This window comes from Pseudomonas sp. SJZ080 (genome assembly GCF_007828295.1).
GTDB classification, from domain to species: domain Bacteria; phylum Pseudomonadota; class Gammaproteobacteria; order Pseudomonadales; family Pseudomonadaceae; genus Aquipseudomonas; species Aquipseudomonas migulae_A.
The window spans coordinates 1-23585 of record NZ_VIUK01000045.1 but is presented as its reverse complement, the minus strand read 5'-3'; the positions used below and the strand labels follow the sequence as shown (position 1 = coordinate 23585).

The following is a 23585-nucleotide window of genomic DNA, read 5'->3' as shown; positions in this document are numbered from 1 at the left end:
TTGAATTCTTCGGGATAACGCTGGTTGCTCATGGCACCTCCTAATGGGCCTCATTTTAAGGCTTGGAGGTGTCTACGAAACTAGGGGCGATTCATCGCGTAGCGCAATCCAAGTGGGATTCAATATTCGCTGCGCGCTTGCGACGAGCAGCTAAAACTGACAGTTCACAAAAATGACACTCGCTATGCTTACTCGCCTGACGAGTTTTTCCTGATAGTGGTCTACTTTGATAGGTCTGCAACCGATCTCGCGTAGGCCGCCGTCGCAATTTCGATCAATGTGTTGCGCTCTGACCTATCAATAATCCCTTGGCATCGATACTCGTCAGCAAGTTTCAGCAATTCATCATATCGATCTTCCGAATCCATAAGTGTTTCTGAATCCGTCAGCAGTTCGTGCCATCTGGCATAGGCCAGCATTTTTGCTTCGCTGTACATGACCGTAGCTCCATCGTAGCCTTTATTCTCTAGAGGACGCTGGCGAAAGTACGTTCATAGTGGTGGACGTATGGTGTTGCTGTTGCGCGCTCGACAGGCGGAGAACCAGGCTAAGATCGCAACTGAATCAGGGGCGCCAGCTTGGGGGGGAAAGAGCTATTGGGGGATGAATCTCGATACTTGATGAGTGCTTCAGTGCTGGAGATGGAGCGCGCTCATCCAGGCCCATTCGTCAGAACGCTCATCACAATACACACCTGTTTGCGCTCTCGGGTTACGCCACCAGCATTGACCAGAAAGTAACCAAACAAGCAAGCGGGGTTCAATCACCACGCGAGCAAGCCGGTTGCCCATGATGACTTCATCGAAGAAGCTTGAAAAACCCGGCCGCATTAATTTTGAACACGAACAAACGCATTTGAATCTGGCGACGGGCATCAGCACGTTGAACTGAAATACTGCATGTACAGTCTAGTTAACAAGTGAGTGTGAATACTCCGATCTTCTGTACTGAATGGGGTTTGTGTATGAGCTGCCGCATACGCTTGAATTATCTGCTGGACACATTTTTTGGCCCCATCGTAAAAAGCGCGGACTGCGTGGCGATGATCATCCCGATTACGCGTGTTGCCTTTCAAGTGCAGGTGAAAGCTCCTTTCCCCGATGATCTTCACAAGGCGCATACGATTACTGTTATTCAGCTTTCAAAGCAGCCACTGACCGGTACCCTTGTTAACGCTCGTATATTGGCAAATGGGGATCTGGAATTGCAGATTGATGTATGACATCCATCATTTCACGCATGTAGAAAACACCTATCGCTGTCAATCGACCGACTTGCGTCGCCCATCAGGCTGGAGCATTGGCGTTTCGCCACGCGTTCCTCCATGGCTATGCTGCCAAACGACACGAGCCTTTCGGTCTTGTTGGTGGCCACGCTGGTATAGGCTTTGCCTTTGAATTCGGCCTTTTCAACCTTTTGAGAATCAGCGGAAAAATCCGTGATGGAGTTCCTGTCGATTGGGCATGGCTGTCGTCGGCATCGGTGGCGAGACTGATGCGCCTTGAAGAACCGGCACCTTCGTATAGGAAACATCCCGCCCCATCAATCCTCTTACCGCAGCGAAAGGTAAGAAGAACCAAATGATTGCTTAAGCGCCCCGTTTCGAGCCCTGCATCCAAGCTGACTGACGCCCTACTGCACCTACCCTGTGAGACCAGCTTTCGCCAGATTGTAAAAAAGCTTGTTAGGATAGGCATGCAAACATCTCGTTTTTACCATAGGAACAGCGGGGCTAACGACCACTGCACGTCATAGCGTGCCACCATCAAGGAGGCTCTCATGGGCCGAACACCTGGGGATGATCTACCAGAAAAACCTCATAAAAGCAGTGAGGATGGCATTCCTGCTCCTAGCGGGGCCGCCAATCTGATTGACACCGACTACGTGATCGGACAGGACAATATCAAAGGTGAGTTTTCATTTTCCCTTGATATCCATGGCAAAGTGTTTGTCATCTCAGCTGCCACTATCTTGCTGTTCGTCATTATGACGCTGGCGCTCCAAAATGAAGTAGAACCACTGTTCAGTGCCATCCGAAACTGGCTGACTGGCAATCTCGCTTGGCTGTTCATGAGCATTGCAAACATATTTGTTTTGCTTTGCATCGGGCTAATTTTCTCGCCGCTGGGGAAGGTTCGATTGGGCGGTAGAGACGCCAAACCAGACCATAGCTACGTGGGCTGGTTCTCAATGCTTTTCGCTGCAGGAATGGGCATTGGCCTAATGTTCTATGGCGTAGCCGAACCCATGTCTCATTATCAAGCGTCCATGGGCGGTGTAACAGTCGATGCAAGTGGAGCCCGAACCGACTGGGCACCGTTAGGAGGTGCAGCGGGTGACGCCAAGGCATCAGCCGACTTGGCAATGGCCGCCACTATCTTTCACTGGGGACTCCACCCTTGGGCGATCTACGCGATTGTCGCTCTGTCCCTAGCCCTGTTTTCTTACAACAAGGGCTTACCGCTCTCTATACGGTCGATCTTCTATCCATTGCTAGGCGAGCGCGTCTGGGGTTGGCCAGGGCACTTGATAGATATCCTGGCGGTATTCGCCACATTGTTCGGACTGGCGACATCGCTGGGGATAGGAGCTGAGCAGGCAGCAGCAGGGATTGAATATCTCTTCGGTATTGAGTCGACAAATCTAAGCAAAGTAGTGCTGATCGTTGGTATCACCATGATTGCCCTTTGGTCAGTTCTTGCTGGCTTAGATAAGGGCGTCAAGATGCTGTCACAGATCAATATGGGCCTAGCGCTGCTGCTGCTGGTGTTCATCATTGTTGTTGGGCCCACCTTGGCAATCTTCACTGGATTCTTTAAAAATCTGGTGACCTACGCTGAATATCTACCGGCGCTTTCCAATCCTTTCGGACGCACTGACACGGAATTCACTCAGGGCTGGACTGCATTTTATTGGGCATGGTGGATCAGTTGGTCTCCATTTGTGGGGATGTTTATTGCGCGGGTCAGCCGTGGACGAACGGTCAGGGAGTTCTTAATCTCTGTTTTGTTAGTTCCTACCGTGGTATCCGTATTATGGATGACGACGTTTGGTGGCACTGCCATCGACCAAGCTACTGTGCAAAACTTGGTTGGCGTTAAGGATGCTGTCCTGGAGTTGAAACTGTTCGCCATGCTGGGAGAACTGCCACTAAAAGAAATATCTTCGTTCTTGGGCATTGTTCTGGTGATCGTCTTTTTCATCACTTCCTCAGACTCCGGCTCCTTAGTCATCGATACGATTACAGCAGGGGGTAAGGTCGATGCGCCTGTTCCACAGCGTGTATTTTGGGCCGTCATAGAAGGAGTGATTGCCATTGCACTGTTGTTGGGCGGAGGTCTCGTAGCACTACAAGCTATGGCGGTATCTACGGGTCTGCCTTTCGCTCTTGTGCTGGCTCTGGGCTGCGTATCTCTTGTGAAGGGACTGATGTCTGAGCCCCGCTAGTTAACTATTGAGGGCGCCAAGCATCCCGTAACCTTTATATAACCCGCCAAGTACGCGCTGGCGGGTTAAACCTCGAAAAAGGAGGTCAGAATGTTTCAAGAAACATTAAACTTTTTTATGACTTACGATTTTCTGGGAATCTCGTTAGCCAATTGGGTTTTCGCTATTTTGTTAGCAACCCTTAGTTTCGTCTTGGCAAGAACTGTGATTGGTTTTTTCCTTAGGAAGCTTCGAAAAATATCAGCCCTACCAAATGCCCCCATTAGCAATATCGCGGTCGTAGTGCTTTCAGGCACAAGTAACACACTCTTACTGCTGGCATCAATACTCGTTGGTGTAGGCGTACTTGACCTACCCGAGCGCTGGTTAGGACGAGTCAGCAGCCTTTGGTTCGTAGTCGCTGCTTTGCAGATCGGCTTGTGGGCGAACCGCGCCTGTGCTTTGGCGCTCGCTCAATATTTTAGACGGCACAGCGCCTCTGAAACGTTCCAGGGCAGCGCCTTGGCGACTCTAAGTCTGTGGGGGGCAAAGGTATTCCTGTGGGTCGTAGTAGTTCTGTCGATGCTTTCGAATGTCGGCGTAAATATCACCGCGTTTGTTGCTAGTCTGGGCGTAGGCGGTATCGCTATAGCCTTGGCTATGCAGAATATTCTAGGGGATGTCTTCGCTTCGTTGTCCATTGCGGTAGATAAACCATTTGAGGTAGGCGATTTCATCGTGGTGGGCTCATTATCTGGCACTGTCGAGCATGTTGGATTGAAGACAACGCGGATTCGTAGCCTGGGCGGTGAACAAATCGTTATGGCAAACGCGGAAATGATCGGGAGTACAATACAGAATTACAAACGGCTTCTGGAGCGTAGAATAGTCTTTGAAATAGGGCTTACTTATACTTGCTCTGCGCTTCAGGCCAGGGAAGTAACACAACGAATCGAGCATATTATCAGTCAGCAAGAAAGAGCCAGATTTGACCGATGCCATTTTCGGAGTTTTGGGGAGAGCGCCTTAGAATTTGAGGTCGTATACATTGTGCTAGACCCAAGTTACAACATCTATATGGATATTCAGCAAGACATAAATTTAGCAATAATGGACGCATTTAACGAGATAGGTGTCAGCTTTGCGTTCCCATCACGAACCGTTTACGTTGCATCGATTCCAGGGGCGGAGGTGCCTGTGGGTCGTAGCAAAGATGTGGCTGTGAGGACTTCAGAGCACTCGATATAAACGCATGCTCAGACGTATAGAATCATGCATATCGCCTGACAGACTTTCGAGGCATTTGAGAAGCCTCCCGCCATAGCATTTCGGGCGCCCCCGCTTGGTGCTGGGCCGTCAGTCCCATAGAGCACCAATAGGTGACGCTGATGAATAATGGGTAGCTATCTGCGCTTGTAGCAGCTCAGCGGTCGCGAGGGCATCAGTTAACGCATGATGCCCTTGATAGGCTGGAAGGTTATAGCGCGAGCGGCTGTCGGCCAATCGTATGGATGTCTGCGGGCGGCGCATGAGCCTGGCAGCCCAACTTTGCTTTTGCCGATGCATCCTGGCTTCCAATTGCATCGTGTCTACGACCGGAAACCTCAGGCCTTCTCCGAGGTGCCTGCGCAGTGCTGCATCAAGGAACTCACGCTCGATATTGCGGTAATGGACGACAATAACTTTGCCGGCCATGGCCTGCAGAAGTGGTTCCAGCACTTCCGGGAGCGACGGAGCATTCAAAATCTCAGCGTGGGTAATGTGGTGGAAGGTGACTGACTTTTCACTCAGTTCTGATGATGGGTTTAGCACCCAATATTCCGCCTTGCTGCAAAAGATGCGCTTTAAAGTGAACGGCACCAAACCAATGCTGACAATACTGTGAGCCTGGGCATCGAGCCCGGTTGTCTCCACGTCCATCGCAAGAAATTGCACGCTTTCAATCGGAGTGTGTGGTGAGACGACGCCCGCCTGATAAAACGTTCTCAAGCAAGAATTGGCCGATTTCTCCGCCAACTCCCGGAACACTTCTGGCCAGTTTCCCGGGTGATCTGGCTCCGCGTTGACATCACTCATTTTGAGACACGACTCTTTGGCGGGTAGCGGAACCGCAGGAAATTCTGGCCGTTACTCAACACCTTGAAGGCCTCTTTGAGATTGTGCCGCTCGTTGTTAGAGAAGCGTTCAGGCTCAATATAATTATTGGACGTTTCTCCCTGCTCCAGCGCCTCTACCTGATGCCGAATTCGCACCATGGAGAGGAACTCCAGCGCATAGCGCAGGTGCTTCAGTGCTTCGGGCGGCATGATATTAGCGCTAGCTATTGCATCGATACGGTCAAACGAGTTCTGCGCAGTACTGCCGCAAGCGAGAGCATGGATGCGAATAAGGTCGGTGAGCGGAGCGGTACCGCGACCTTTCAGATTGATGATTCTTTTCTGTTGTCCATCTGTCTCGACGACAAAGGTACGAAAAAATCCCAGGGGCGGTGTCCGGTTCAGTGCAATCCTGGCCATGGCACTGAGAAATCCGAGGTGAGAACTGGATTTGCGAGCGCACAGAACTTTGAGTTCTTCCACTAGCGAGAGCTGGCCGAATACGCCATCCAGATCGAAAAAAATGCAGCTATTAAGCAAGGTTGTCGGGTTTGGTTTTTCGATCCACTGATCAAAATAGCTGCGCCAAATCCTCAAAGGCTGGCGCCATTGATCGTTGGTCGCCATGACTCCGCCCTTACAGTAGCTGTATCCACACGCGGCTAGGCCATCGCTTACAAACGATGCAAGGCTACGGAAATATGCATCATGCGATGCGGGATCGAATCGATCATCCAGCACTAAGGCGTTATCTTGATCGCTTACTAGCAGTTGCTCATCGCGCGCCATGGAGCCTAGAACCATGAAGCAGTAAGGTACTGGAGGTGGGCCCAGTTTTTCTTCTGCAAGCTCCAGCAGACGCTGCGTGAAAGCTCTGCCGATACCTGAGATAGCGCTACCGATCATGTGCGCGGTCGCGCCATCCTTTACCATCCGGATGTACGTTCCACGCAGGTCTCGTAAAAGCGACTTTAGACCGTCGACCGACGTCTGGTTAGATATTCTGTTGACCAGGTACAGGCTACTATGGGATTCGTACCGAATAATATCTGAGAGGTTGATTACGCCAATCGGGCGCCCATGATTGAGAACGGGCAAGTGATGGATGTTGCGGCGCAGCATGACTAGCATCGCTTCAAAACCTGAGTCATCAGCATTTATGGCGACAGGATCTGTCGTCATGATGTCGCTGATGAGCGTTTTGTCGGCGTTCTTTCCGGCAGCGACGACCCGGGTGCGAAGATCTCTGTCGGTCACAATCCCCTGGGTCTCTCCTGCCTGCAGTCCCGATGGCGACATGACCACGACACAAGCAACGCGTTGCTCAGTCATCAGCCTTGCAGCCTCGCCAACAGTAGTATCTGACGTCACCCACACCAAGGAGCGTGATAGCAAGGCTCGGCATTTGAGCTGGATCAGTTCGCTCGCCCGCCCCTGCGCCTCGACTGCGGACTTGAGCCTGGAGTGCCCTTCAGCTTCAACGAAATCCGCAAAGGCGTCATGCTGTGCGCACAGATCGGCGAATACGTCGGCGGGGATGTAGTAAATCAGACTGTCTTCAAGTGCTCTCGCAGGAAAACGAACTTTGTTGCTGCGCAAGAGCCCTGCCTGGCCAAAGATATCGCCTTCGACAAGCCGGTTGTAAAGCTCGCCGCTGCGTCGATAAATCTCCACTGCGCCGCTGCGCACATAGTGCAAATCCTGGATAACGGCACCCGCTTCCAGGATGTCGCTACCGGCCTTGAAGTAACGCACATCAACTCGCCGAGCCATAGCATCTACCGACTCCCTGGGCAGTTGATCAAACGGGGAAAAACGATAGAGATGGTCGCTGATCTCCTGCATCTCGGCTTGCATGGAACCTCGGTATGCTGGAAGGAAAAAATCGCCAAAAGGCGTATGTTGAAATTTGCTGCTCGCCCCAAAAGCCTATCAGATACTTTCTATCGGATTATCGGATTATCGGATTATCGGATTATCGGATTAAGGCAATTCGAGGCGAGTGGGCGGCAGCGGCCTTCGCAAAATACGGCATCCATCCGCTCTTAACAGTGGGCTGTCGATTTGAGTGAAAGTTCTGTAACCATCGTGGTTAGCAGTCGAATGACTCAGCGTATCGCGCATGCCCCCCCTCCTCTGCCGCCACACACAAATGGCATGGGCCATATCTTTGGTTGTGATACTGATGCGCCGATGGTGTCCAAGCTACCGTCAGGGCAGCGCGACCAACCGGCAAATGTTGCACTCTCAGGCATTATTGCTTTCAAACTGAATGGCGGGCCTCGCCGCAGAGCGCATCCTTATCATTAACTATCGCACAAACCCCGGAGCTAACCGTTGAATGCTAGACATTATTGCGATATTTCTAAGTGTCACAGCCCTACTTGCCTACGTTAACCGACGTTACGTGGGACTTCCTTCCACCATTGGCGTCATGGGTATCGCACTTGGCATATCGCTACTGAATATGGCCGCTGATAGCCTTGGCTTCCATGCCTTGCACACGCTTGAGCAATCGCTGGTGGAATCCATAGATTTCTCCGAATTGCTTATGCAAGGCATGTTGTCGTTACTGCTATTCGCTGGGGCCTTGCACGTCGACTTGTCGCAGTTACGTATCTACAGATGGCAGGTAGCGTCCCTCGCCGCAATAGGCACAACCCTGTCGACGCTATTTATCGGTTTCGGTCTATGGGCGTTATTGTCTTTGACAGATCTCGGTATGCCGCTCGTCTACTGTCTGGTGTTCGGTGCTCTGATCTCGCCAACCGATCCTATCGCTGTGATGGGCATTTTGAAGTCTGCTGGTGCTCCCGGTAGCGTTGAACTGGTTATTTCGGGGGAATCTCTATTCAACGATGGAGTCAGCGTAGTCCTGTTTTCTCTCATTTTGGCTATGATCGCCAGCGGTGAAGGCCCATCGGTTGCGGGAGCCGCGCAGTTACTGTTGAAAGAGGCAGGCGGCGGCGCTCTTCTAGGCGCAGTCGTCGGGTACGTCATCTACCGGATGCTCAAAAGTATCGACAGCTATCAAGAGGAAGTCCTCATCACCTTGGCCGCTGTGCTCGGCGCCTATGCCCTCGCAACGCATCTACATGTTTCCGGCCCCATTGCTACGGTAGTAATGGGGCTGATTATTGGCAATCATGGCCGTTCCTATGCAATGTCTGAACAGACCAAGAAAAATCTCGACATGTTTTGGGAATTGATGGACGAAATCCTTAATGCAGTCTTATTTGTCCTGATCGGCCTAGAAGTGGTTCTGATACATTTTTCAAATGCTCTTATCGCCACTGGATTGATGGTCGTGGCTTTAACGTTGCTATCGCGATTGCTGACGGTCGGTGTTCCTATCGCTGTCTTGGGTAAACGCTTTCGGCTTCCTAAAGGTGCTTGGAGCGTAATGACCTGGGGTGGCCTACGAGGAGGAATTTCAGTGGCCCTCGCTTTATCGCTTCCGCCGAGCGAGGCACGCGATACAGTTGTTTCCCTAACCTACATAATCGTAGTGTTCTCTATTTTGATCCAAGGTATGACCATTGGGAAACTGGTCAGGAAGGTCATGCCCTGCGCGGGCAGATAGTAGTTAATACAACATTGCGATAAAAAGAAATAATACGGCGATAGCTATCTAACGGGATATCGCAGGCAGGCTTATAATGCTCGAGGAGCCGATAGCCCGTAAGAAGATGGCGAACACACCTTCCGGCCAGGATGAAAATTGCCGTCGCACAAACATGTCCAGATATGAACCGACCACCTAACACAACTTCCCGACCCAAGCACTTAGGCCAATGATGCCGCATCAATCCAAAGTGGAAACCTGAAATGCCCATACCAGGACAGTCGCATTAGTTTTGGCTAAGGTCAGTTATCCCGCCATGCGTCTCGAGGCGTGTTTGCCTGCGATAAAAGGCGTGAATAGCCCAAACAACCCCTACGAATAGCAACCCAGTTCCAAGCGCTTCCATAGGAGAGGGCCAGCGTTGGTTGATGAGCAGGCCCATCGTAGTTGCATAAATGGTTCCGCTGGCGATCAATTGCCCGCTTAGAGCCAGAGGTAGACGCCGAGTTGCGACTGACCACGCCCAGGCACCTGCAAGGGTGGCCCCTAACCCCTGAATTAACCCACAGACTATTAGCGCCTGAGTACCTGTTAACCCGCTCGGATGGCTAGCGAAGTGGGACAGTTTCAAGTACAGCCCAACTGGGATAAAGGCCAGCATTTCGACGCTGCACATGAAGATCAGCATGGCTGACCACAACATGGGGGACATGCTTGGGCGTCGAGCCAAAGCACTTTCATTTAATAGGCCAAAACCAGTCCAAAATCCGATTGCAAACAACGATGCGAGCAGCCCAAGCAGTATCGAAGCTGTCGGAAGCACTGAAGTCGCACGGCTAAAATCAAACACGCTCAGATTGACCAAACCTATGCCCAAGGCCGCCACCCCCAGCGGCCCGGCAATGGCGCGCCACGGCACGCTGGAGCTTCGCATGTTGCCGGCAATCGCGAGCACGATCGGTACCGACCCCATCATCACCGGAGGGATCACCGGCCCAGCTGCCAAGACCGCAGTGGTAATCAGAAAGAAATAACCGATGTATCCCAAGAAGCCCAGCAGTGCGGCGCAGGCCCAGTCGCTCAGTCGCAATTGCCGCACTTCGTTACGGTAAACAAATAGCACTAGCAGGCTACCTAAACCGGCAAAGGCATAGCTCACCACAGCCAGATCAAAAAGGCTGTAATCGCCGACCAGCCCCGGAAAGATGTAGAGCAGCGACCAGGAAAAAGTGGCTGCAATGGCAGCTAATAAGCCTAGGGTCATACGCTCTGCCCCTGCTGACACTGCTTCCGGATCCAGCAATCAGCTATTTGCCGGGCAGTGTCGAATACCCGAACTTCCTGGCCCATGGCGCCGCTGACAAAACTGCCCTCCAGCAAGATGAACAGCCCCTCAGCAACTACGTCAGGGGCGCTTATGCCGGCGCTCATCGCCAAGGCATTAAGATTGTCGCGTATCCCTTGCTTATGCCTGCTCACTGCTAAATGTACAGGGTGGCTAAAATGGGGGAATTCAGCCGCACTGTTGACGAACAGGCACCCGCGTTCGCTGTCTTGTAAAAGAAATCGTTGATACAAATCGAAAAAAGCGAGCATGCCACTGACCGGGTCAGGATTCCCTGCCAAGGTGCGCGCTACCTCTTCACGCCAGCGTCGGTCACGCTCCTCAAGGCAAGCCACTATCAGCGCATCCTTGGAGGGAAAATGGCTGTATAGCGTCATCTTGGTAACACCCGCCATCGCGGCGATGGTCATCACACCAGTAATGTATATACCTTGTGACAGAAACAGCTTAAGCGCTGAGTCAATCAAGCGCTCACGGGTATTGTCCATTTAAGGCACTCCGGCATAGGGATGGAGCCGACTATACTGACCGGTAAGATTGGAGTGCATCCAAATACGACCTGAATCATGGCCGCTACGACACAGTCGGCAGCATGCCGACGCGGCAGTAAATCGTAGGATTTGGCCAATCAGAAAGTTCGCTACGCTAGATAAGCACAGTAAGGCTTCGCCGCACCGAACACCGCAATCACTCTGGCCAACGCGGTCTCTGTACCGGCGCGCATACCATGGACTCAGTGGCGAGCCAGAAAGCGTCAATGCGAATCATTGAGCAACCTCACGGATAAAACGCGCACAGCCATCCGGGTCGGAGGTTGGCCATTTCACCGTGATGGATTTATCGCCCCGCGATAGCGAAATGACAGCCATGTCTTCCGTGGCCCGCTTGGGCGTGGTTTTCAGAGCCACGAATGCGGGCAGTGCTGCGGGTGGTTGATTTCGGTAATCGGCAACCATTTGCGGATGACGTTGGCATTGATGCCGTGGCTGATGGCAACGCTGTAGACCGTCGCTCCAGGTTTCAGGCATTCGTTCACAAACCGTTCTGTCGCCGAATGGGAAATGATCACGTCCTCGGCGCACTTACGAAAACTCTAGTCACTTCGACCTGGAAGATTTCGATGAGTTAACGGCCTGCCTAGAACGCTAGTCATGAACCGCCGAGTAGAGGAAAATTTTACCTGCATGAACTGGGAGCAGGAGCTCGGACTCGATCAGGATCCTGCCTAAGCACTAGCGAAAAACGGCAACGCTCCTGGCTCGTTGCCCTCGCTCTTCAGCAGTACCTGCATTGGCCCAGATGCGGTCGAAAGCTATCCGATCAAAGGGATGGCGGAGCTTGTTATGACGACTACCCTTACCCTGCAAGACGGATCGGGAGGCGATACCGCTTCTCCCGCTTCGCCCAATCTCACTCAGTGACAAATGGGAGGAATTCAAAGATGGATGAGCAAAAAATTCGAGAAGCTGCATATCGGCTTTGGGAAAAAGATGGGAAGCCGCAAGGACAAGACTTGGAACACTGGTTCACTGCTGAAAAATCAGTCGGCGAAGAGGATTTTGACAGGTCAACCTCTGGCGCAACGCAAGGGAGAGAAGCTGACTCGTCTCAAGCTGACTCCAGCCGGCGCCGGAAATCGAAATAATATGTACGTTAAATCTTCAGTTGAAGCTGATACCTATCGATAGCGCGCACCGTCGAATGCGCGCTATCGCCGTGACAGAACACTTATCTCTATAGCCCTTGGGGCTTTCAATCTCCAGAAGATCGCTTCTCTATGAGGCTGATAAACGCACTTACCGATCTATCCAGGCGATATTAGGTACGCAGTTGATAACATAATATTTCAATAGTGTTGAATAAGCTGAGCTCAGCATCCTTGAGGCTTTTCGTCTCATCAGCTTCTTCGACTATGCTTTACTCTCTATGGAGGAAAGCTATGTCTCTGCCTGACGACCCGACCCCTGCACTGCTTAGCCGCCTAAACCAAAACATCACAGCCCTCAAGTGTGCAATTGAAGAGATAAGTACGTGGATCGATCAGCAAGGTTCCAGAGTCGTATCCAGCCGAATAAATACGCAGATGAGGGTGCTGGAGGATAACAATGATGCCATTGCTGAATTGTTGGTTGACCTAATAGCCAGATGGACGCCTGAGGAAGAGAAAGATCCTGAGGATTGAACATGGCCGAGCGCTGTGCTATCCGCTTCCGACTTGCGCGTCGGAATACTCCATCTACAATGACCTCAGCTGATGGATCGGCGCCCCTTTGTGAAAAAAGCAGCCCGCCTCCGTGCGGGCTTTTACGATCCTGCTCTACAGCCACATTTGCCTGATGTGTGGAGGCTCCACTCCGCCCCACACTGATCACAATTTGACCAGAAAAATAAAAAACCCGGCACTTGGCCGGGTTTTTACCTGCGCTTCTCAACTACGCAGTTCCCAACAGAGAGGGATGGAGAACTGACAAAAGAAGCGCAGGCGAGTGATATTGCCAAAAGACCTTTCTCAAAGCAATCCGCCCAAAGTGAGGTGGCGGGTCGCAATCGACGATAGCTTGACTGTATACTTCCCGCTCAGCCTGACCCCTTGAGCTACTGGAACACCAGCATGACTGTACTCCAAACGATCTTCTGGCAGCCCACGCCGCCTTAGCGCTACGCCCCCTCGCAACACCTCGCTTCCGCCAGTTTCGCTCGCGGCTGCGTTCTGCTGTATGCCGGTTCTTACACCCAAAGCGCACAGCAAAATAATCCTCACAATTTGAATTCGTATCGATGCGCTCGCTATTCGCCTGGTGTGCGTGCGGTGCATTGCCTTGGATATCCTGATGCTGCAATCACTCAAACAAACGTGGTTTTCCAACGTCCGTGGAGACGTGCTCGCGGGTCTCGTAGTCGCTCTGGCCCTGATCCCAGAAGCCATTGCATTCTCTATCATTGCCGGTGTCGATCCCAAGGTCGGTCTCTACGCTTCCTTCTGTATTTGTGCTGTCATTGCCTTCGTCGGCGGTCGCCCCGGCATGATCTCGGCAGCTACCGGCGCCATGGCGCTACTCATGGTCACTCTGGTTAAAGAGCACGGGCTTCAGTATCTGCTGGCAGCCACCTTACTCTGTGGGGTTCTCCAAATACTCGCTGGCTACATGAAGCTAGGCTCATTGATGCGCTTTGTTTCGCGGTCGGTGGTCACAGGCTTTGTGAATGCACTGGCGATTCTGATTTTCATGGCGCAGTTGCCTGAGCTCACCAACGTCACCTGGCACGTCTACGCCATGACCGCAGCGGGCCTCGGAATCATCTACCTGTTTCCGTATGTACCGAAAATCGGCAAGCTGATCCCCTCGCCCCTGGTGTGCATCCTGACGCTGACTGCCGTCGCCATTTACCTCGGTTTGGATATCCGAACCGTGGGTGACATGGGCCAACTTCCGGATACGCTGCCGATTTTCCTGTGGCCTGAAGTCCCGCTGAACTTTGAAACCCTGCGCATCATCTTCCCGTACTCAGCAGCACTGGCAGTTGTAGGCCTACTCGAGTCCATGATGACCGCAACCATTGTCGATGATCTGACCGATACCACCAGCAACAAAAACCGCGAATGTAAGGGGCAAGGCATCTCCAACATCATTGCTGGCATGCTTGGCGGTATGGCGGGCTGTGCCATGATCGGCCAGTCAATCATCAACGTAAAATCGGGTGGCCGTACCCGGCTGTCTACACTTTGTGCCGGCGTCTTTTTGCTACTACTCATCGTCTTTCTAGGTGAGTGGCTGTCCGAAATCCCTATGGCAGCACTGGTTGCCGTAATGATCATGGTGTCCATCGGCACCTTCAGCTGGGATTCCCTGCGCAATCTCAAAGAGCACCCACTGTCGACCAACATCGTCATGGTTGCGACTGTTGTGGTGGTCGTCGCAACGCATAACCTAGCCTACGGTGTACTGGTGGGCGTACTGCTGGCATCGCTGTTCTTTGCGAACAAGGTCGGACATTACCTAGATATCAAAAGCAGTCTCGAAGAGTCGGAGTCGCATCGTACTTATCGCGTTGTTGGCCAAGTGTTCTTCAGCTCAGCAGACAAATTCACCGACGTTTTTGACTTCAAGGAAGCGCTTAACAAAATCACCATCGACCTGACCCAAGCCCATTTTTGGGATATCACTGCCGTCGCAGCGCTGGACAAAGTGGTCATCAAATTCCGTCGCGAGGGTGCTGAGGTTGAGGTGCTGGGCCTGAATGAAGCCAGCGCCACTATCGTTGACCGCTTTGGCGTGCATGACAAACCTGACGCCATCGACAAGCTCATGAGCCACTAAGGAGATCAACAATGACTCACGTAATGGCATGCATTGATAACTCAAAGTTCTCACTGGCGGTCTGCGACTACGCAGCATGGGCGTCACAACAATTAGATGCGCCCCTTACTTTGCTACATGTCTTGGATGAAGAGAAATACCCGGCAGCAGCTGACCTGAGTGGAAATATTGGCCTCGGAAGTCGAGAGCATCTGCTGGAGGAACTGGCTACGTTGGATGCCCAGCGTGCCAGAATCGCTCTCGAGCAGGGACAGCATATGCTTGAAGCATCCAGGGAGCGAACTGTCATCTCAGGTGCTGGCTTTCCTGAGTTGAAGCAGCGCCACGGCCACTTAGTGGAAAGTCTGAGCGACCTTCAGGAGGATATTCGGCTATTGGTGATCGGAAGAGTGGGAGAAGACAGCACACGCAGTACGCGCACCCTTGGTAGCCAGATAGAAGCTGTCGTGCGGACAATTCGCCGGCCCATCTTGATCACAGCCAACTGCTATAAAAAGCCCGAAAAAGTGATGCTCGCATTTGACGGCAGCCCTACGGCCTACAAAACCGTCCAAATGCTCGCCGCCAGCCGGCTTTGCGAAGGTTTACCCATTCATCTTGTTATGGTCGGTGCAGACTCGGAAAGCAATCGAGAGGCGCTGGAGAAAGCACGAGGCATGCTCCTTTCTTCAGGCTTCGTAGTCCAAGCTGAAATACGACAAGGTGAGGTGGAGGCGGCCCTGCACGTTTATCAAGCAGAGCACGGAATTGATCTGCTGGTCATGGGCGCCTATGGGCACTCACGCATCCGACAGTTCCTGGTGGGTAGCACGACTACGACGATGCTTCGAACAGCCAACATGCCTGTCTTGTTGCTTCGCTAACGCAGGTTTCTAAACCACAGTATTTCTATGCTTCGAGAAATACTGTGGTTATCTCAAGCGAGATTATTTGGCTATGGCAGCACTTGCTAAAACGCTGCTGCGGCGCAGCACCAGAACACCACCAATTGCAGCCAGAATCGAACCGATCAACACTCCGACTTTGACTTCATCGATCAAAAGAGCTGATCCGACGAACGCCAGGTTGCCAATGAATAGGCTCATAGTGAAGCCAATGCCGCATAACAGTGCTACGCCGTAGAGCTGTACCCAGGTACTTCCTTCCGGCAACTTGGCCAAGCCCATGCGAATGGCCAGAGCAGCCAATAGGAAAATACCGACCTGCTTGCCCACCAACAGCCCCAGAGCGACACCCAGTGGAACCGGATCGACCAGGTTCTCCATCGAAATACCAGCCAGTGAAACACCCGCGTTGGCGAAGCCAAAAATCGGCACCACAGCGAAAGCTACCCACATGTGCAGCTTCTCTTCCAGGAAAAGCAGCGGAGATCGGGCTTCCTCTTCTGGCTTGCCCATGGGGATGCACAGCGCCACAGCGACACCGGCCAGCGTGGCATGGACACCCGATTGCAGCACGAAGAACCACAGCACACCACCGACCAGGAGATACGGGAACAATCGCCTTACGCCCAATCGATTCATTGCGATCAGAATGACCAGGGTAGCGAGCGAGGCCAGTAACATCGGCATGGAAAGGCCCGACGTATAGAAAAAGGCGATGATCACCACCGCGCCCAGATCGTCAATGATCGCTAAGGCAGCCAGAAACACTTTCAGCGAAGTCGGAACTCGCTTACCCAGTAACGACAAAACACCTAAAGCGAATGCGATGTCAGTAGCAGCCGGGATCGCCCATCCCCCCAAGGTCTCAGGATTACCCCAGTTTATTGCGATGTAGATCAGCGCTGGAACAACCATGCCGCCCAAAGCACCAAATCCAGGTAAGGCGCGCTGTCCCCAAGTGGAAAGCCCACCGGCCAGCACCTCTCGTTTGATTTCGAGACCGACCATCAGGAAGAAGATCGCCATCAGGCCATCATTCACCCAATGCTCTACAGACATGCCCATCCAAACGCTGTGTAAGGCTGCAAAATAACTCTGGGATAGAGGCGAGTTAGCAACAATCAGAGCGGCCAGGGCTGCGCCCATCAACACGAGACCGCCAGCGGATTCCGACGACAGGAAGCGAGCCAGAATCGCTGCTGCTCTAGGGGTTTCGGCTTTAGCTTGGTGCTTGGTCATCAACGTCCTTGGGATCACTTAAAAGGTAATAGATTAACATCTGGCCTACACGAGTGGCGGCGGCGGCGTTAAACAGCCTGAAACAGTTAATGTACAAGGCCATAACCGGGCATTAATGCTGTTCATTCATTACTCTGGAATGGGGGTTTTAGACCAGAACCTATTGGCATGCGAAACAATATACATGCCGCCCATCGGCTCCATACCCCGTGCCCTTTTCGAATATCCCGATCAGTCTTCCCATCGCTTGATACCATCCAGCACACTCGTATGAAGATTTAATGTCTGGAAGGTTTTTTCGTGAATGTTATCCGTCACTGGTTACGACAACCCTACGCACGCCTCACCGCTTTGATTGGATTGGTTCTGATCGTGCCTGTGTGCATGCGTGCGGCACTGGGTTGGTCGAATCCACTCGGCTACCTTTCAGATCTGGGAATTGCGAGCCTGCTCATCGTACTCCTGCATCGCCGTCCTTGGTGGTTAGCACTTCCAGTGCTGCTGGCATGGGGGGTTATGACACTGGCGACTGCCGAATTGGTCAGCGCGGTCGGTAGACTTCCAAACTCCTCAGACCTGCACTACCTGATCGACCCTCAGTTTTTGGAAAACTCTACCGGTGGTGGTCTCGCCCAGCCTTGGCTAGCCGCCACTCTGTTTCTTGGACTGATGATTTGGCTGATCACGCAGTATCTGGAACGTTCCACTGCCGCTCCAGGCTTGCCGCGAAGCGCGTGGGGAGCACCGCTACTGCTATTGATCGCCCATTGGGGCGCTCAGCACCTGTACCCCTCAGAGGAAGACCAGTGGCGCTTGTTCAACCTCCCGCATCAGTTGATGGCCGCGAGCGTTGGCGATGTTCAGGCAAGCGCAGAAGAGTGGTTGGAAGGTGATGTTGTCGATGTCCCACCGCAAATGGCGGGGCTCACTCAACTCGATTTGGACGGACAGAAATTGCTCGCGGCACCGGGGCGTGCGCGCAATGTGTTGATCATCGCGCTGGAAGGTATTCCTGGCGCTTACGTCGGCGTCAACCGCCAAGCCCTGCACAGCAGCTATCAAGAAAACCTCATGCCCAATCTCAGTCGCTGGGCAGAACGCGGCATGAACACACCGGAATATGTGCTGCACAGCCACCAAACCATTCGCGGTCTGTACGCCATGCTCTGCGGCGATTACGACAAGCTGGATAACGGCACGCCCAAAGGCGTCGAAATGTTGACCCAGAACGAACGCAACCACGCGTGCCTGCCGGCCCAGTTGCGAAAAAACGGGTTTGCCACGCACTACCTCCAGGGTGCAGGCCTGCGCTTCATGGCCAAAGACAAGATCATGCCGCACATCGGCTTCGATGCTACCCATGGCTTGGAATGGTTCACTAACAGTAACTATCTGGAGTTTCCTTGGGGCAAAGATGACAAGGCGTTCTTCGAAGGGGCGCTGGACTATGTCGGTCAGCTGAAAAAGCAGAAGAAGCCGTGGATGCTGACCCTGCTGACCGTTGGCACCCACCAGCCCTATTCGGCTCCTGAAGACTACCTGCAGCGCTATGACACCCCCAAGCAAGCCGCCGTCGGGTATCTGGATGATGCCCTTGGGCAATTCCTCAGCGGCCTGGAACGTCAGGGCATCTTGAAAGACACCCTGGTGGTAATCACCTCGGACGAGTCCCACGGCATAGATGGTGTGCGCCTGGCTTCCTCATGGGGCTTCAACCTGATGCTAGCGCCCGAGCAGGATCAGTTGCCCAGGGTGAAGTCTGGCGTCTACGGGCATGTCGATCTGAGTGCCTCGATACTCGACTACTTCGCCTTACCTGTCCCCTCAGCCTTGAGCGGTCGTTCCCTGTTTCGTGATTATGAAACGGGCCGCGAAATCATGTCATTCACCAACGACAAGCTGCGCTATCACGATGGCCAAGGCACCTTGACCGAGTGTGACTTTCAACAGCGCTGTCGGTATTACGCCAGCGCCGGCTTCATTGCCGAGCGTGCAACCTTGACAGGGCAGTATGGGGGCCTGCGTGCCCGCCAAATCGTAGCCAGAGCGACGGCGCTGGATCATTCGCTGCTCCGGACACCGTTGAACCAGCACTACCAGTTCGGCAGCCCCGCCATCATCCCGCTTCAAGCGCAGATCAAGGATGACTGGGCCGACAACCTTATCGGTGCTCAGTACCTGGAAATGCCTAAGGGCTCGCACACTCGCGTTCGCCTGACCGTGCGCTCGGTAGATCCACAACAGAACGCCTACATACTGCTCAAGGCCAAGGAGCTGGAGCAGGATGTCCAGCTGGGCCTGCCAGCCGAAATGGTCGTCACTGCAGACCAGCCACTGGAGATGGACTTCAGCTTTGACAATCCGCAGTCGCGTAAGGCGTTTTCATTCCACTTGTTGGGCTATGGATTGGGTGCCGTTGAGGTGAGCGACTTCAGCGTGATTACCGAGTTGCCAGAAGCACTAGAGGTACTGGATGAGAACCCGGTCGACAACAGTGCTCAATCAAGCTAGGTGCCGCCGTATGCACTCCTACTTTAAGTGCAACCAATATGCGGACTGTAACGCAATGACTTGTCAAAGTATTGCAGTAACTGCATTCCAAACTTTTAACAGATCGAACTTACTAAAGATAATATCAGGGCGCTGACACCATAAATCACAAAAGACTTAGATCGAAGAATAGATTGCTTAGTAAATATCTTGTCACACTACCGACTGCCAACAATTTGATTTAAGTCAATAATCATCAAGCGATTGGTTGCATGTATCTTTTAGTTCGTATCAGCTAGATGACAGAGAGAATGTAAGAACGACGAACGATTTTTCAGCATTCTGATATAGCCACGCTCGCTCATGACCACCTCAGCCCGATTCAGTTGAGCTGTGCGCACAGGAGATAATTATTGATGAATCAGGTGGTCGATGCAGCAGTTGAGCAAACACCAATCCCTCCGCATTCCGTGGCCTGGCACTCCCTGCCTGCAGAGCAGGTGACGAACCTACTTGAGGCCAATGAGCATGTTGGGCTGGAGGCCGCCGAAGTTCAAGCCAGGCTTGCCCGCACTGGTTTCAACAGGCTACCAGAAGCAGCACGTCGACCTGCGTGGCTCAGATTCCTGCTGCAATTTCACAACATTCTGATTTACGTGCTTCTAGGATCCGCTGCGATTACCGCGATGCTGCAACATCTGTGGGATACGGTGGTGATTCTGGCGGTGGTCATTGCAAACGCAATCATTGGCTACGTCCAGGAAGGCAAAGCGGAAAAAGCCATGGACGCTATCCGGCATATGCTGGCACCGCACGCCGCCGTGATCCGCGCAGGCCAACGCTTAAGTATTGTGGGCGAGGAGCTGGTACCGGGCGATATCGTATTGCTGGAGGCGGGAGACAAAGTCCCTGCTGATTTACGCCTGCTGCATGCGAACAGACTACAGATTCAAGAAGCCATTCTTACCGGTGAATCCGTACCAGTAGAGAAACATACCCAGCCAGTGGGCCTCGAATCAGCCTTGGGTGATCGTACTTGCATGGCGTTCAGCGGCACACTCGTGACTTGCGGGCAAGCAACAGGGGTTGTCGTTGCGACTGCAGCAGCTGCTGAAATCGGACGCATCAGCACGCTGCTTGCAGGAGTAGAAACGCTGACCACTCCGCTGGTGCAGCAAATGAACGTATTTGCGCGCTGGCTGACAATCTTGATCTTGTTAGTGGGCGGCCTTTTGCTCGTGTTTGGCCATTATGTCGGGCACTACGCGTTCACCGAGATCTTCATGGTAGTGGTCGGGATGTCAGTAGCGGCGATACCTGAAGGGCTGCCTGCCGTCCTTACCATTACGCTGGCTGTCGGAGTTAGGGCAATGGCTCGTCGCAACGCCATTGTGCGTCGCCTGCCAGCCATCGAAACGCTAGGTTCGGTATCCGTCATCTGCACTGACAAGACTGGCACACTCACCCGCAACGAAATGATGGTGGCATCGGTCGTAACCAACGATCTCATCTTCACGGTCGATGGCGCAGGTTATCAGCCAGCGGGAAGCATCAGCCTTGCAAATCAGCTTGTCGACTTACCGACTCACCCTGCGTTGACAGAATTGGGGCGAGCCGCCGGCCTTTGCAACGATGCTGTACTGCGCTTGCACGAAGACTTATGGAAAGTGGAGGGAGACCCGATGGAGGGCGCCTTGCTGGCATTTTCCGGAAAGACCGGTATCGATAGTGATGAAGATCATCGGGCCTGGCCCCGCACCGATGCCATTCCGTTTGACGCGAAACACCGCTTCATGGCGACACTGCATCACAACCATGATCGACATGCATCTATCTATGTGAAGGGCGCTCCAGAGCAAATACTGGCCATGAGCACGCAGCAGCTCGTAAACGCTGGCGGGACTGAACCGCTCAATGCGGACTACTGGCACGAACAGGCAAACGCCATTGCTGCCAAGGGGCAGCGTGTATTGGCGTTTGCAGTTAGATCAGTTCCTCCCGAGCACACCGTGTTGGAGTTTGGGGACGTACAAGGAAGGTTAACCCTGCTAGGCATGGTCGGACTGATTGACCCGCCTAGACCCGAGACGATAAGAGCAGTTCAACAATGCCAAGCAGCAGGCATTGTCGTAAAAATGATCACTGGCGATCACGGCGGTACCGCCGCCGCTATCGGTCGCCAGATTGGCCTGCAAAATCCCGACAGTGTGTTGACCGGCGTAGACCTCGACACCATGAACGATGTCGCTCTGAAGGAGGCGGTAAAGCACGTTAATATTTTTGCGCGCACCAGCCCAGAACATAAGCTCAGACTGGTAATGCTGCTGCAATCGAATGGCATGACAGTGGCCATGACCGGCGATGGCGTTAACGACGCACCAGCGCTAAAGCGTGCCGATGCCGGTATCGCCATGGGTGGAAAAGGCAGTGAAGCCGCCAAGGAAGCCGCAGACCTGGTGCTGGCCGATGACAACTTCGCGTCCATCGTCGCTGCGGTTCGCGAAGGCCGGACGGTCTACGACAACATCAAGAAAGTGCTGAGCTGGACGCTGCCTACCAACGCGGGCGAGACCATGACCATCATCGTCGCGCTGCTACTCGGCATTACGCTGCCGGTGACGCCGATACAGATTCTGTGGATCAATCTGATTACCGCAGTGACACTCGGCATCGCGCTGGCGTTCGAACCTACCGAAGAAAACACCATGCGCAGACCACCTCGTTCACGCAAGGAACCACTCATAAGCGGAGCCTTAGTCTGGCATATGGTGCTTGTTTCCATTCTGTTCCTTTGTGGTGTTTACGGCATTTTTTCGTATGCACTCGACCGTGGCTACTCCGTGGAGTTGGCCCGAACCATCGCGGTGAACACGTTAGTCGTGATGGAAATATTCCATCTGTTCTTCATTCGTAACCTCTACAGCACGTCGCTTACCTGGAAGGGCATTCGTGGCACCAAGGTCGTATGGATGACCGTCACAGTGATTACCTTCGCTCAGTTCGCCATCACGTATGCGCCACCGCTGCAAAAGGTGTTTGCAACAGAGGCAGTCCCCTTCCTTGATGGCCTGCTGATCATCGGGGTTGGTGTTGCGCTGTTTGCGGTAATCGAGATAGAAAAACAGATTCGAATCCGCTTGTCCGAGTAGAACGGGTTGCATGCTGGGCATACCCTAAACGACAAGCATCTTCATGCCACTGAAAGAGGATTTTGAAATGCATAAAATACTTGTAGCGGTCGATGGTTCCGAGCATTCGGAGCGCGCGGTGCGTTACCTTATTGGGCTGATCCAAGATGGCGGATTACTGGGCGGTAGTGTTGAGGTACATCTGGTGAATGTGCAGCCGCTTTTACCCACTCGAATCGCACTTGACATGAGCGAGGATGAGCGTGATCGTTACTATGGGGATAAAAGTGCTGAGGATTCACAAAAAGCTGAGGTGCTTCTGAAGCAAGAAGGGATTGCATTCGCACTCCATACCCTACAAGGCGATGCAGCCAGCCAAATTGTGGCGTGCTCACATTCCCTAGGATGTGACAGCATCATCCTAGGTTCGCATGGCAATGGTTTTCTGGCGGGGATTTTTCTGGGCTCTGTCGCGGCAAAGGTGATTCAGCTCTCTGATTTACCAATCACCTTAGTCAAATAAGAGATCGTGAATTGCTTGATAGCGCGGCCCCATAACTGGATTGTCAAAGGCAGGTGTTTTGAAAAGATTCTGATTTAACCTTGCCCTTCAGTAGCCGACCATGAAGCCCTATCACGAGTGGGGGGTTGATATTTTTTGAATCAAATGACTTCTCGACAATGGTTTGATATCGATTAGCCTAGGATTGCTACCCAGTAAAAAGACCCTCAGTGAGTCCAATTATTGCTTAGGGCCTTGTGACCATGTTATCGCGTTGTCTGCGCTATGGGCGGGGTCGCGTCGGCACCCGAAAGGGTGGTCGGCCCTCGTGGTCGGCACTCCAACCTTCGCGGCTTTGCCCACCACTCACGTTAGTGATTTCGCGCTCAATCAATCAAAGTCATCATGCCTGGAAATGCTTAATGCGTCTTGGCTTACTCATGCCCCCCTTAATGAAAATACCTTAGAGACTCGTTTAAAGTTAACGAGCCTATTGCTGTGAACGAGCCCCATGAAAGACAGGACACCGTTTCCCCCTTACGATAAGGGATAGGCAAACGGTTATGTTTATGACTAATAGCAACGATAAGA

The 23585-nt window shown here is 52.8% G+C and carries 18 protein-coding genes; 11 read left to right on the top strand and 7 right to left on the bottom strand.

Annotated elements, in window-relative coordinates; translation table 11 throughout:
* Positions 1–221: 221 nt before the first annotated feature.
* Complete coding sequence (locus tag FBY04_RS31280; protein ID WP_145319444.1) at positions 222–437, bottom strand: 2-hydroxyacyl-CoA dehydratase; 216 nt, start codon at positions 435–437, stop codon at positions 222–224.
* A 527-nt stretch (positions 438–964) separates the two neighbouring features.
* Here FBY04_RS31280 and FBY04_RS31275 point away from each other — a divergent pair.
* The 3 genes from FBY04_RS31275 to FBY04_RS31265 all read left to right on the top strand — a co-directional run bounded on the left by FBY04_RS31275 (position 965) and on the right by FBY04_RS31265 (position 4674).
* The gene (locus FBY04_RS31275) at positions 965–1222 is read left to right on the top strand and encodes a hypothetical protein (RefSeq protein ID WP_145307865.1); all 258 of its coding nucleotides are present in this window, start codon (positions 965–967) and stop codon (positions 1220–1222) included.
* A 557-nt stretch (positions 1223–1779) separates the two neighbouring features.
* Positions 1780–3447 (top strand): BCCT family transporter, encoded by a 1668-nt coding sequence (locus tag FBY04_RS31270; RefSeq protein WP_145319438.1) that lies wholly within the window; start codon positions 1780–1782, stop codon positions 3445–3447.
* Between the two features lie 90 nt (positions 3448–3537).
* On the top strand, positions 3538–4674 hold the full coding sequence (locus FBY04_RS31265; RefSeq protein ID WP_145319435.1) for a mechanosensitive ion channel family protein: 1137 nt from the start codon (positions 3538–3540) through the stop codon (positions 4672–4674).
* Positions 4675–4782: 108 nt separating this feature from the next.
* Here the strand turns inward: FBY04_RS31265 and FBY04_RS31260 are convergent, their stop codons facing one another.
* On the bottom strand, positions 4783–5502 hold the full coding sequence (locus tag FBY04_RS31260) for a 3'-5' exonuclease (RefSeq protein WP_145319432.1): 720 nt from the start codon (positions 5500–5502) through the stop codon (positions 4783–4785).
* Positions 5499–7379, bottom strand: coding sequence for a DUF294 nucleotidyltransferase-like domain-containing protein (locus FBY04_RS31255; RefSeq protein WP_145319429.1), 1881 nt, complete (start codon positions 7377–7379; stop codon positions 5499–5501). The genes FBY04_RS31260 and FBY04_RS31255 overlap by 4 nt, the downstream gene beginning before the upstream one ends.
* Before the next feature lie 484 nt (positions 7380–7863).
* On the opposite strand from FBY04_RS31255, the gene FBY04_RS31250 reads away from it, so the two are divergent.
* Positions 7864–9105: a sodium:proton antiporter gene (locus tag FBY04_RS31250; protein ID WP_145311064.1), complete on the top strand. Its 1242-nt coding sequence runs from the start codon at positions 7864–7866 to the stop codon at positions 9103–9105.
* Between the two features lie 268 nt (positions 9106–9373).
* On the opposite strand, the gene FBY04_RS31245 is transcribed toward FBY04_RS31250, so the two are convergent.
* The 3 genes from FBY04_RS31245 to FBY04_RS31230 all read right to left on the bottom strand — a co-directional run bounded on the left by FBY04_RS31245 (position 9374) and on the right by FBY04_RS31230 (position 11468).
* Entirely contained in the window at positions 9374–10351 is a 978-nt protein-coding gene (locus FBY04_RS31245) for a DMT family transporter (protein WP_145311066.1), read from the bottom strand.
* Positions 10348–10920: a TetR/AcrR family transcriptional regulator gene (locus FBY04_RS31240; RefSeq protein ID WP_145311068.1), complete on the bottom strand. Its 573-nt coding sequence runs from the start codon at positions 10918–10920 to the stop codon at positions 10348–10350. Before FBY04_RS31240 ends, FBY04_RS31245 begins: the two co-directional genes overlap by 4 nt.
* A gap of 410 nt (positions 10921–11330) precedes the next feature.
* Entirely contained in the window at positions 11331–11468 is a 138-nt protein-coding gene (locus tag FBY04_RS31230) for a hypothetical protein (protein ID WP_178113338.1), read from the bottom strand.
* Positions 11469–11873: 405 nt separating this feature from the next.
* Here FBY04_RS31230 and FBY04_RS31225 point away from each other — a divergent pair, with 405 nt between their 5' ends.
* The 4 genes from FBY04_RS31225 to FBY04_RS31205 all read left to right on the top strand — a co-directional run bounded on the left by FBY04_RS31225 (position 11874) and on the right by FBY04_RS31205 (position 15614).
* Positions 11874–12077, top strand: coding sequence for a DUF2934 domain-containing protein (locus FBY04_RS31225; protein WP_145311073.1), 204 nt, complete (start codon positions 11874–11876; stop codon positions 12075–12077).
* A gap of 294 nt (positions 12078–12371) precedes the next feature.
* The gene (locus FBY04_RS31220; RefSeq protein WP_145311075.1) at positions 12372–12614 is read left to right on the top strand and encodes a hypothetical protein; all 243 of its coding nucleotides are present in this window, start codon (positions 12372–12374) and stop codon (positions 12612–12614) included.
* A gap of 649 nt (positions 12615–13263) precedes the next feature.
* Complete coding sequence (locus FBY04_RS31210) at positions 13264–14751, top strand: SulP family inorganic anion transporter (protein WP_145319447.1); 1488 nt, start codon at positions 13264–13266, stop codon at positions 14749–14751.
* Positions 14752–14762: 11 nt separating this feature from the next.
* Entirely contained in the window at positions 14763–15614 is an 852-nt protein-coding gene (locus FBY04_RS31205; RefSeq protein WP_145311077.1) for a universal stress protein, read from the top strand.
* Positions 15615–15677: 63 nt separating this feature from the next.
* Here FBY04_RS31205 and nhaA read toward each other — a convergent pair whose 3' ends face one another.
* Positions 15678–16874, bottom strand: coding sequence for a Na+/H+ antiporter NhaA (gene nhaA / locus FBY04_RS31200; RefSeq protein ID WP_145311079.1), 1197 nt, complete (start codon positions 16872–16874; stop codon positions 15678–15680).
* A 300-nt stretch (positions 16875–17174) separates the two neighbouring features.
* Between nhaA and FBY04_RS31195 the strand changes: the two genes are divergently transcribed.
* The 3 genes from FBY04_RS31195 to FBY04_RS31185 all read left to right on the top strand — a co-directional run bounded on the left by FBY04_RS31195 (position 17175) and on the right by FBY04_RS31185 (position 23015).
* Positions 17175–19385, top strand: a complete 2211-nt coding sequence (locus FBY04_RS31195) for an LTA synthase family protein (RefSeq protein ID WP_145319426.1) — start codon at positions 17175–17177, stop codon at positions 19383–19385.
* 395 nt (positions 19386–19780) lie between these two features.
* On the top strand, positions 19781–22513 hold the full coding sequence (locus FBY04_RS31190; protein WP_145319423.1) for a cation-transporting P-type ATPase: 2733 nt from the start codon (positions 19781–19783) through the stop codon (positions 22511–22513).
* A 43-nt stretch (positions 22514–22556) separates the two neighbouring features.
* Positions 22557–23015 carry a universal stress protein gene (locus FBY04_RS31185; RefSeq protein ID WP_145319420.1) on the top strand — a complete coding sequence of 153 codons (459 nt, stop codon included), beginning with the start codon at positions 22557–22559 and terminating at the stop codon, positions 23013–23015.
* Positions 23016–23585 lie beyond the last annotated feature (570 nt).

Bases quoted from the DNA above. Each gene is read 5' to 3' on its own strand.
- FBY04_RS31280 (WP_145319444.1), bottom strand. From the start codon at position 437: ATGTACAGCGAAGCAAAAATGCTGGCCTATGCCAGATGGCACGAACTG.
- FBY04_RS31275 (WP_145307865.1), top strand. From the start codon at position 965: ATGAGCTGCCGCATACGCTTGAATTATCTGCTGGACACATTTTTTGGC.
- FBY04_RS31270 (WP_145319438.1), top strand. From the start codon at position 1,780: ATGGGCCGAACACCTGGGGATGATCTACCAGAAAAACCTCATAAAAGC.
- FBY04_RS31265 (WP_145319435.1), top strand. From the start codon at position 3,538: ATGTTTCAAGAAACATTAAACTTTTTTATGACTTACGATTTTCTGGGA.
- FBY04_RS31260 (WP_145319432.1), bottom strand. From the start codon at position 5,502: ATGAGTGATGTCAACGCGGAGCCAGATCACCCGGGAAACTGGCCAGAA.
- FBY04_RS31255 (WP_145319429.1), bottom strand. From the start codon at position 7,379: ATGCAAGCCGAGATGCAGGAGATCAGCGACCATCTCTATCGTTTTTCC.
- FBY04_RS31250 (WP_145311064.1), top strand. From the start codon at position 7,864: ATGCTAGACATTATTGCGATATTTCTAAGTGTCACAGCCCTACTTGCC.
- FBY04_RS31245 (WP_145311066.1), bottom strand. From the start codon at position 10,351: ATGACCCTAGGCTTATTAGCTGCCATTGCAGCCACTTTTTCCTGGTCG.
- FBY04_RS31240 (WP_145311068.1), bottom strand. From the start codon at position 10,920: ATGGACAATACCCGTGAGCGCTTGATTGACTCAGCGCTTAAGCTGTTT.
- FBY04_RS31225 (WP_145311073.1), top strand. From the start codon at position 11,874: ATGGATGAGCAAAAAATTCGAGAAGCTGCATATCGGCTTTGGGAAAAA.
- FBY04_RS31220 (WP_145311075.1), top strand. From the start codon at position 12,372: ATGTCTCTGCCTGACGACCCGACCCCTGCACTGCTTAGCCGCCTAAAC.
- FBY04_RS31210 (WP_145319447.1), top strand. From the start codon at position 13,264: ATGCTGCAATCACTCAAACAAACGTGGTTTTCCAACGTCCGTGGAGAC.
- FBY04_RS31205 (WP_145311077.1), top strand. From the start codon at position 14,763: ATGACTCACGTAATGGCATGCATTGATAACTCAAAGTTCTCACTGGCG.
- nhaA (WP_145311079.1), bottom strand. From the start codon at position 16,874: ATGACCAAGCACCAAGCTAAAGCCGAAACCCCTAGAGCAGCAGCGATT.
- FBY04_RS31190 (WP_145319423.1), top strand. From the start codon at position 19,781: ATGAATCAGGTGGTCGATGCAGCAGTTGAGCAAACACCAATCCCTCCG.
- FBY04_RS31185 (WP_145319420.1), top strand. From the start codon at position 22,557: ATGCCACTGAAAGAGGATTTTGAAATGCATAAAATACTTGTAGCGGTC.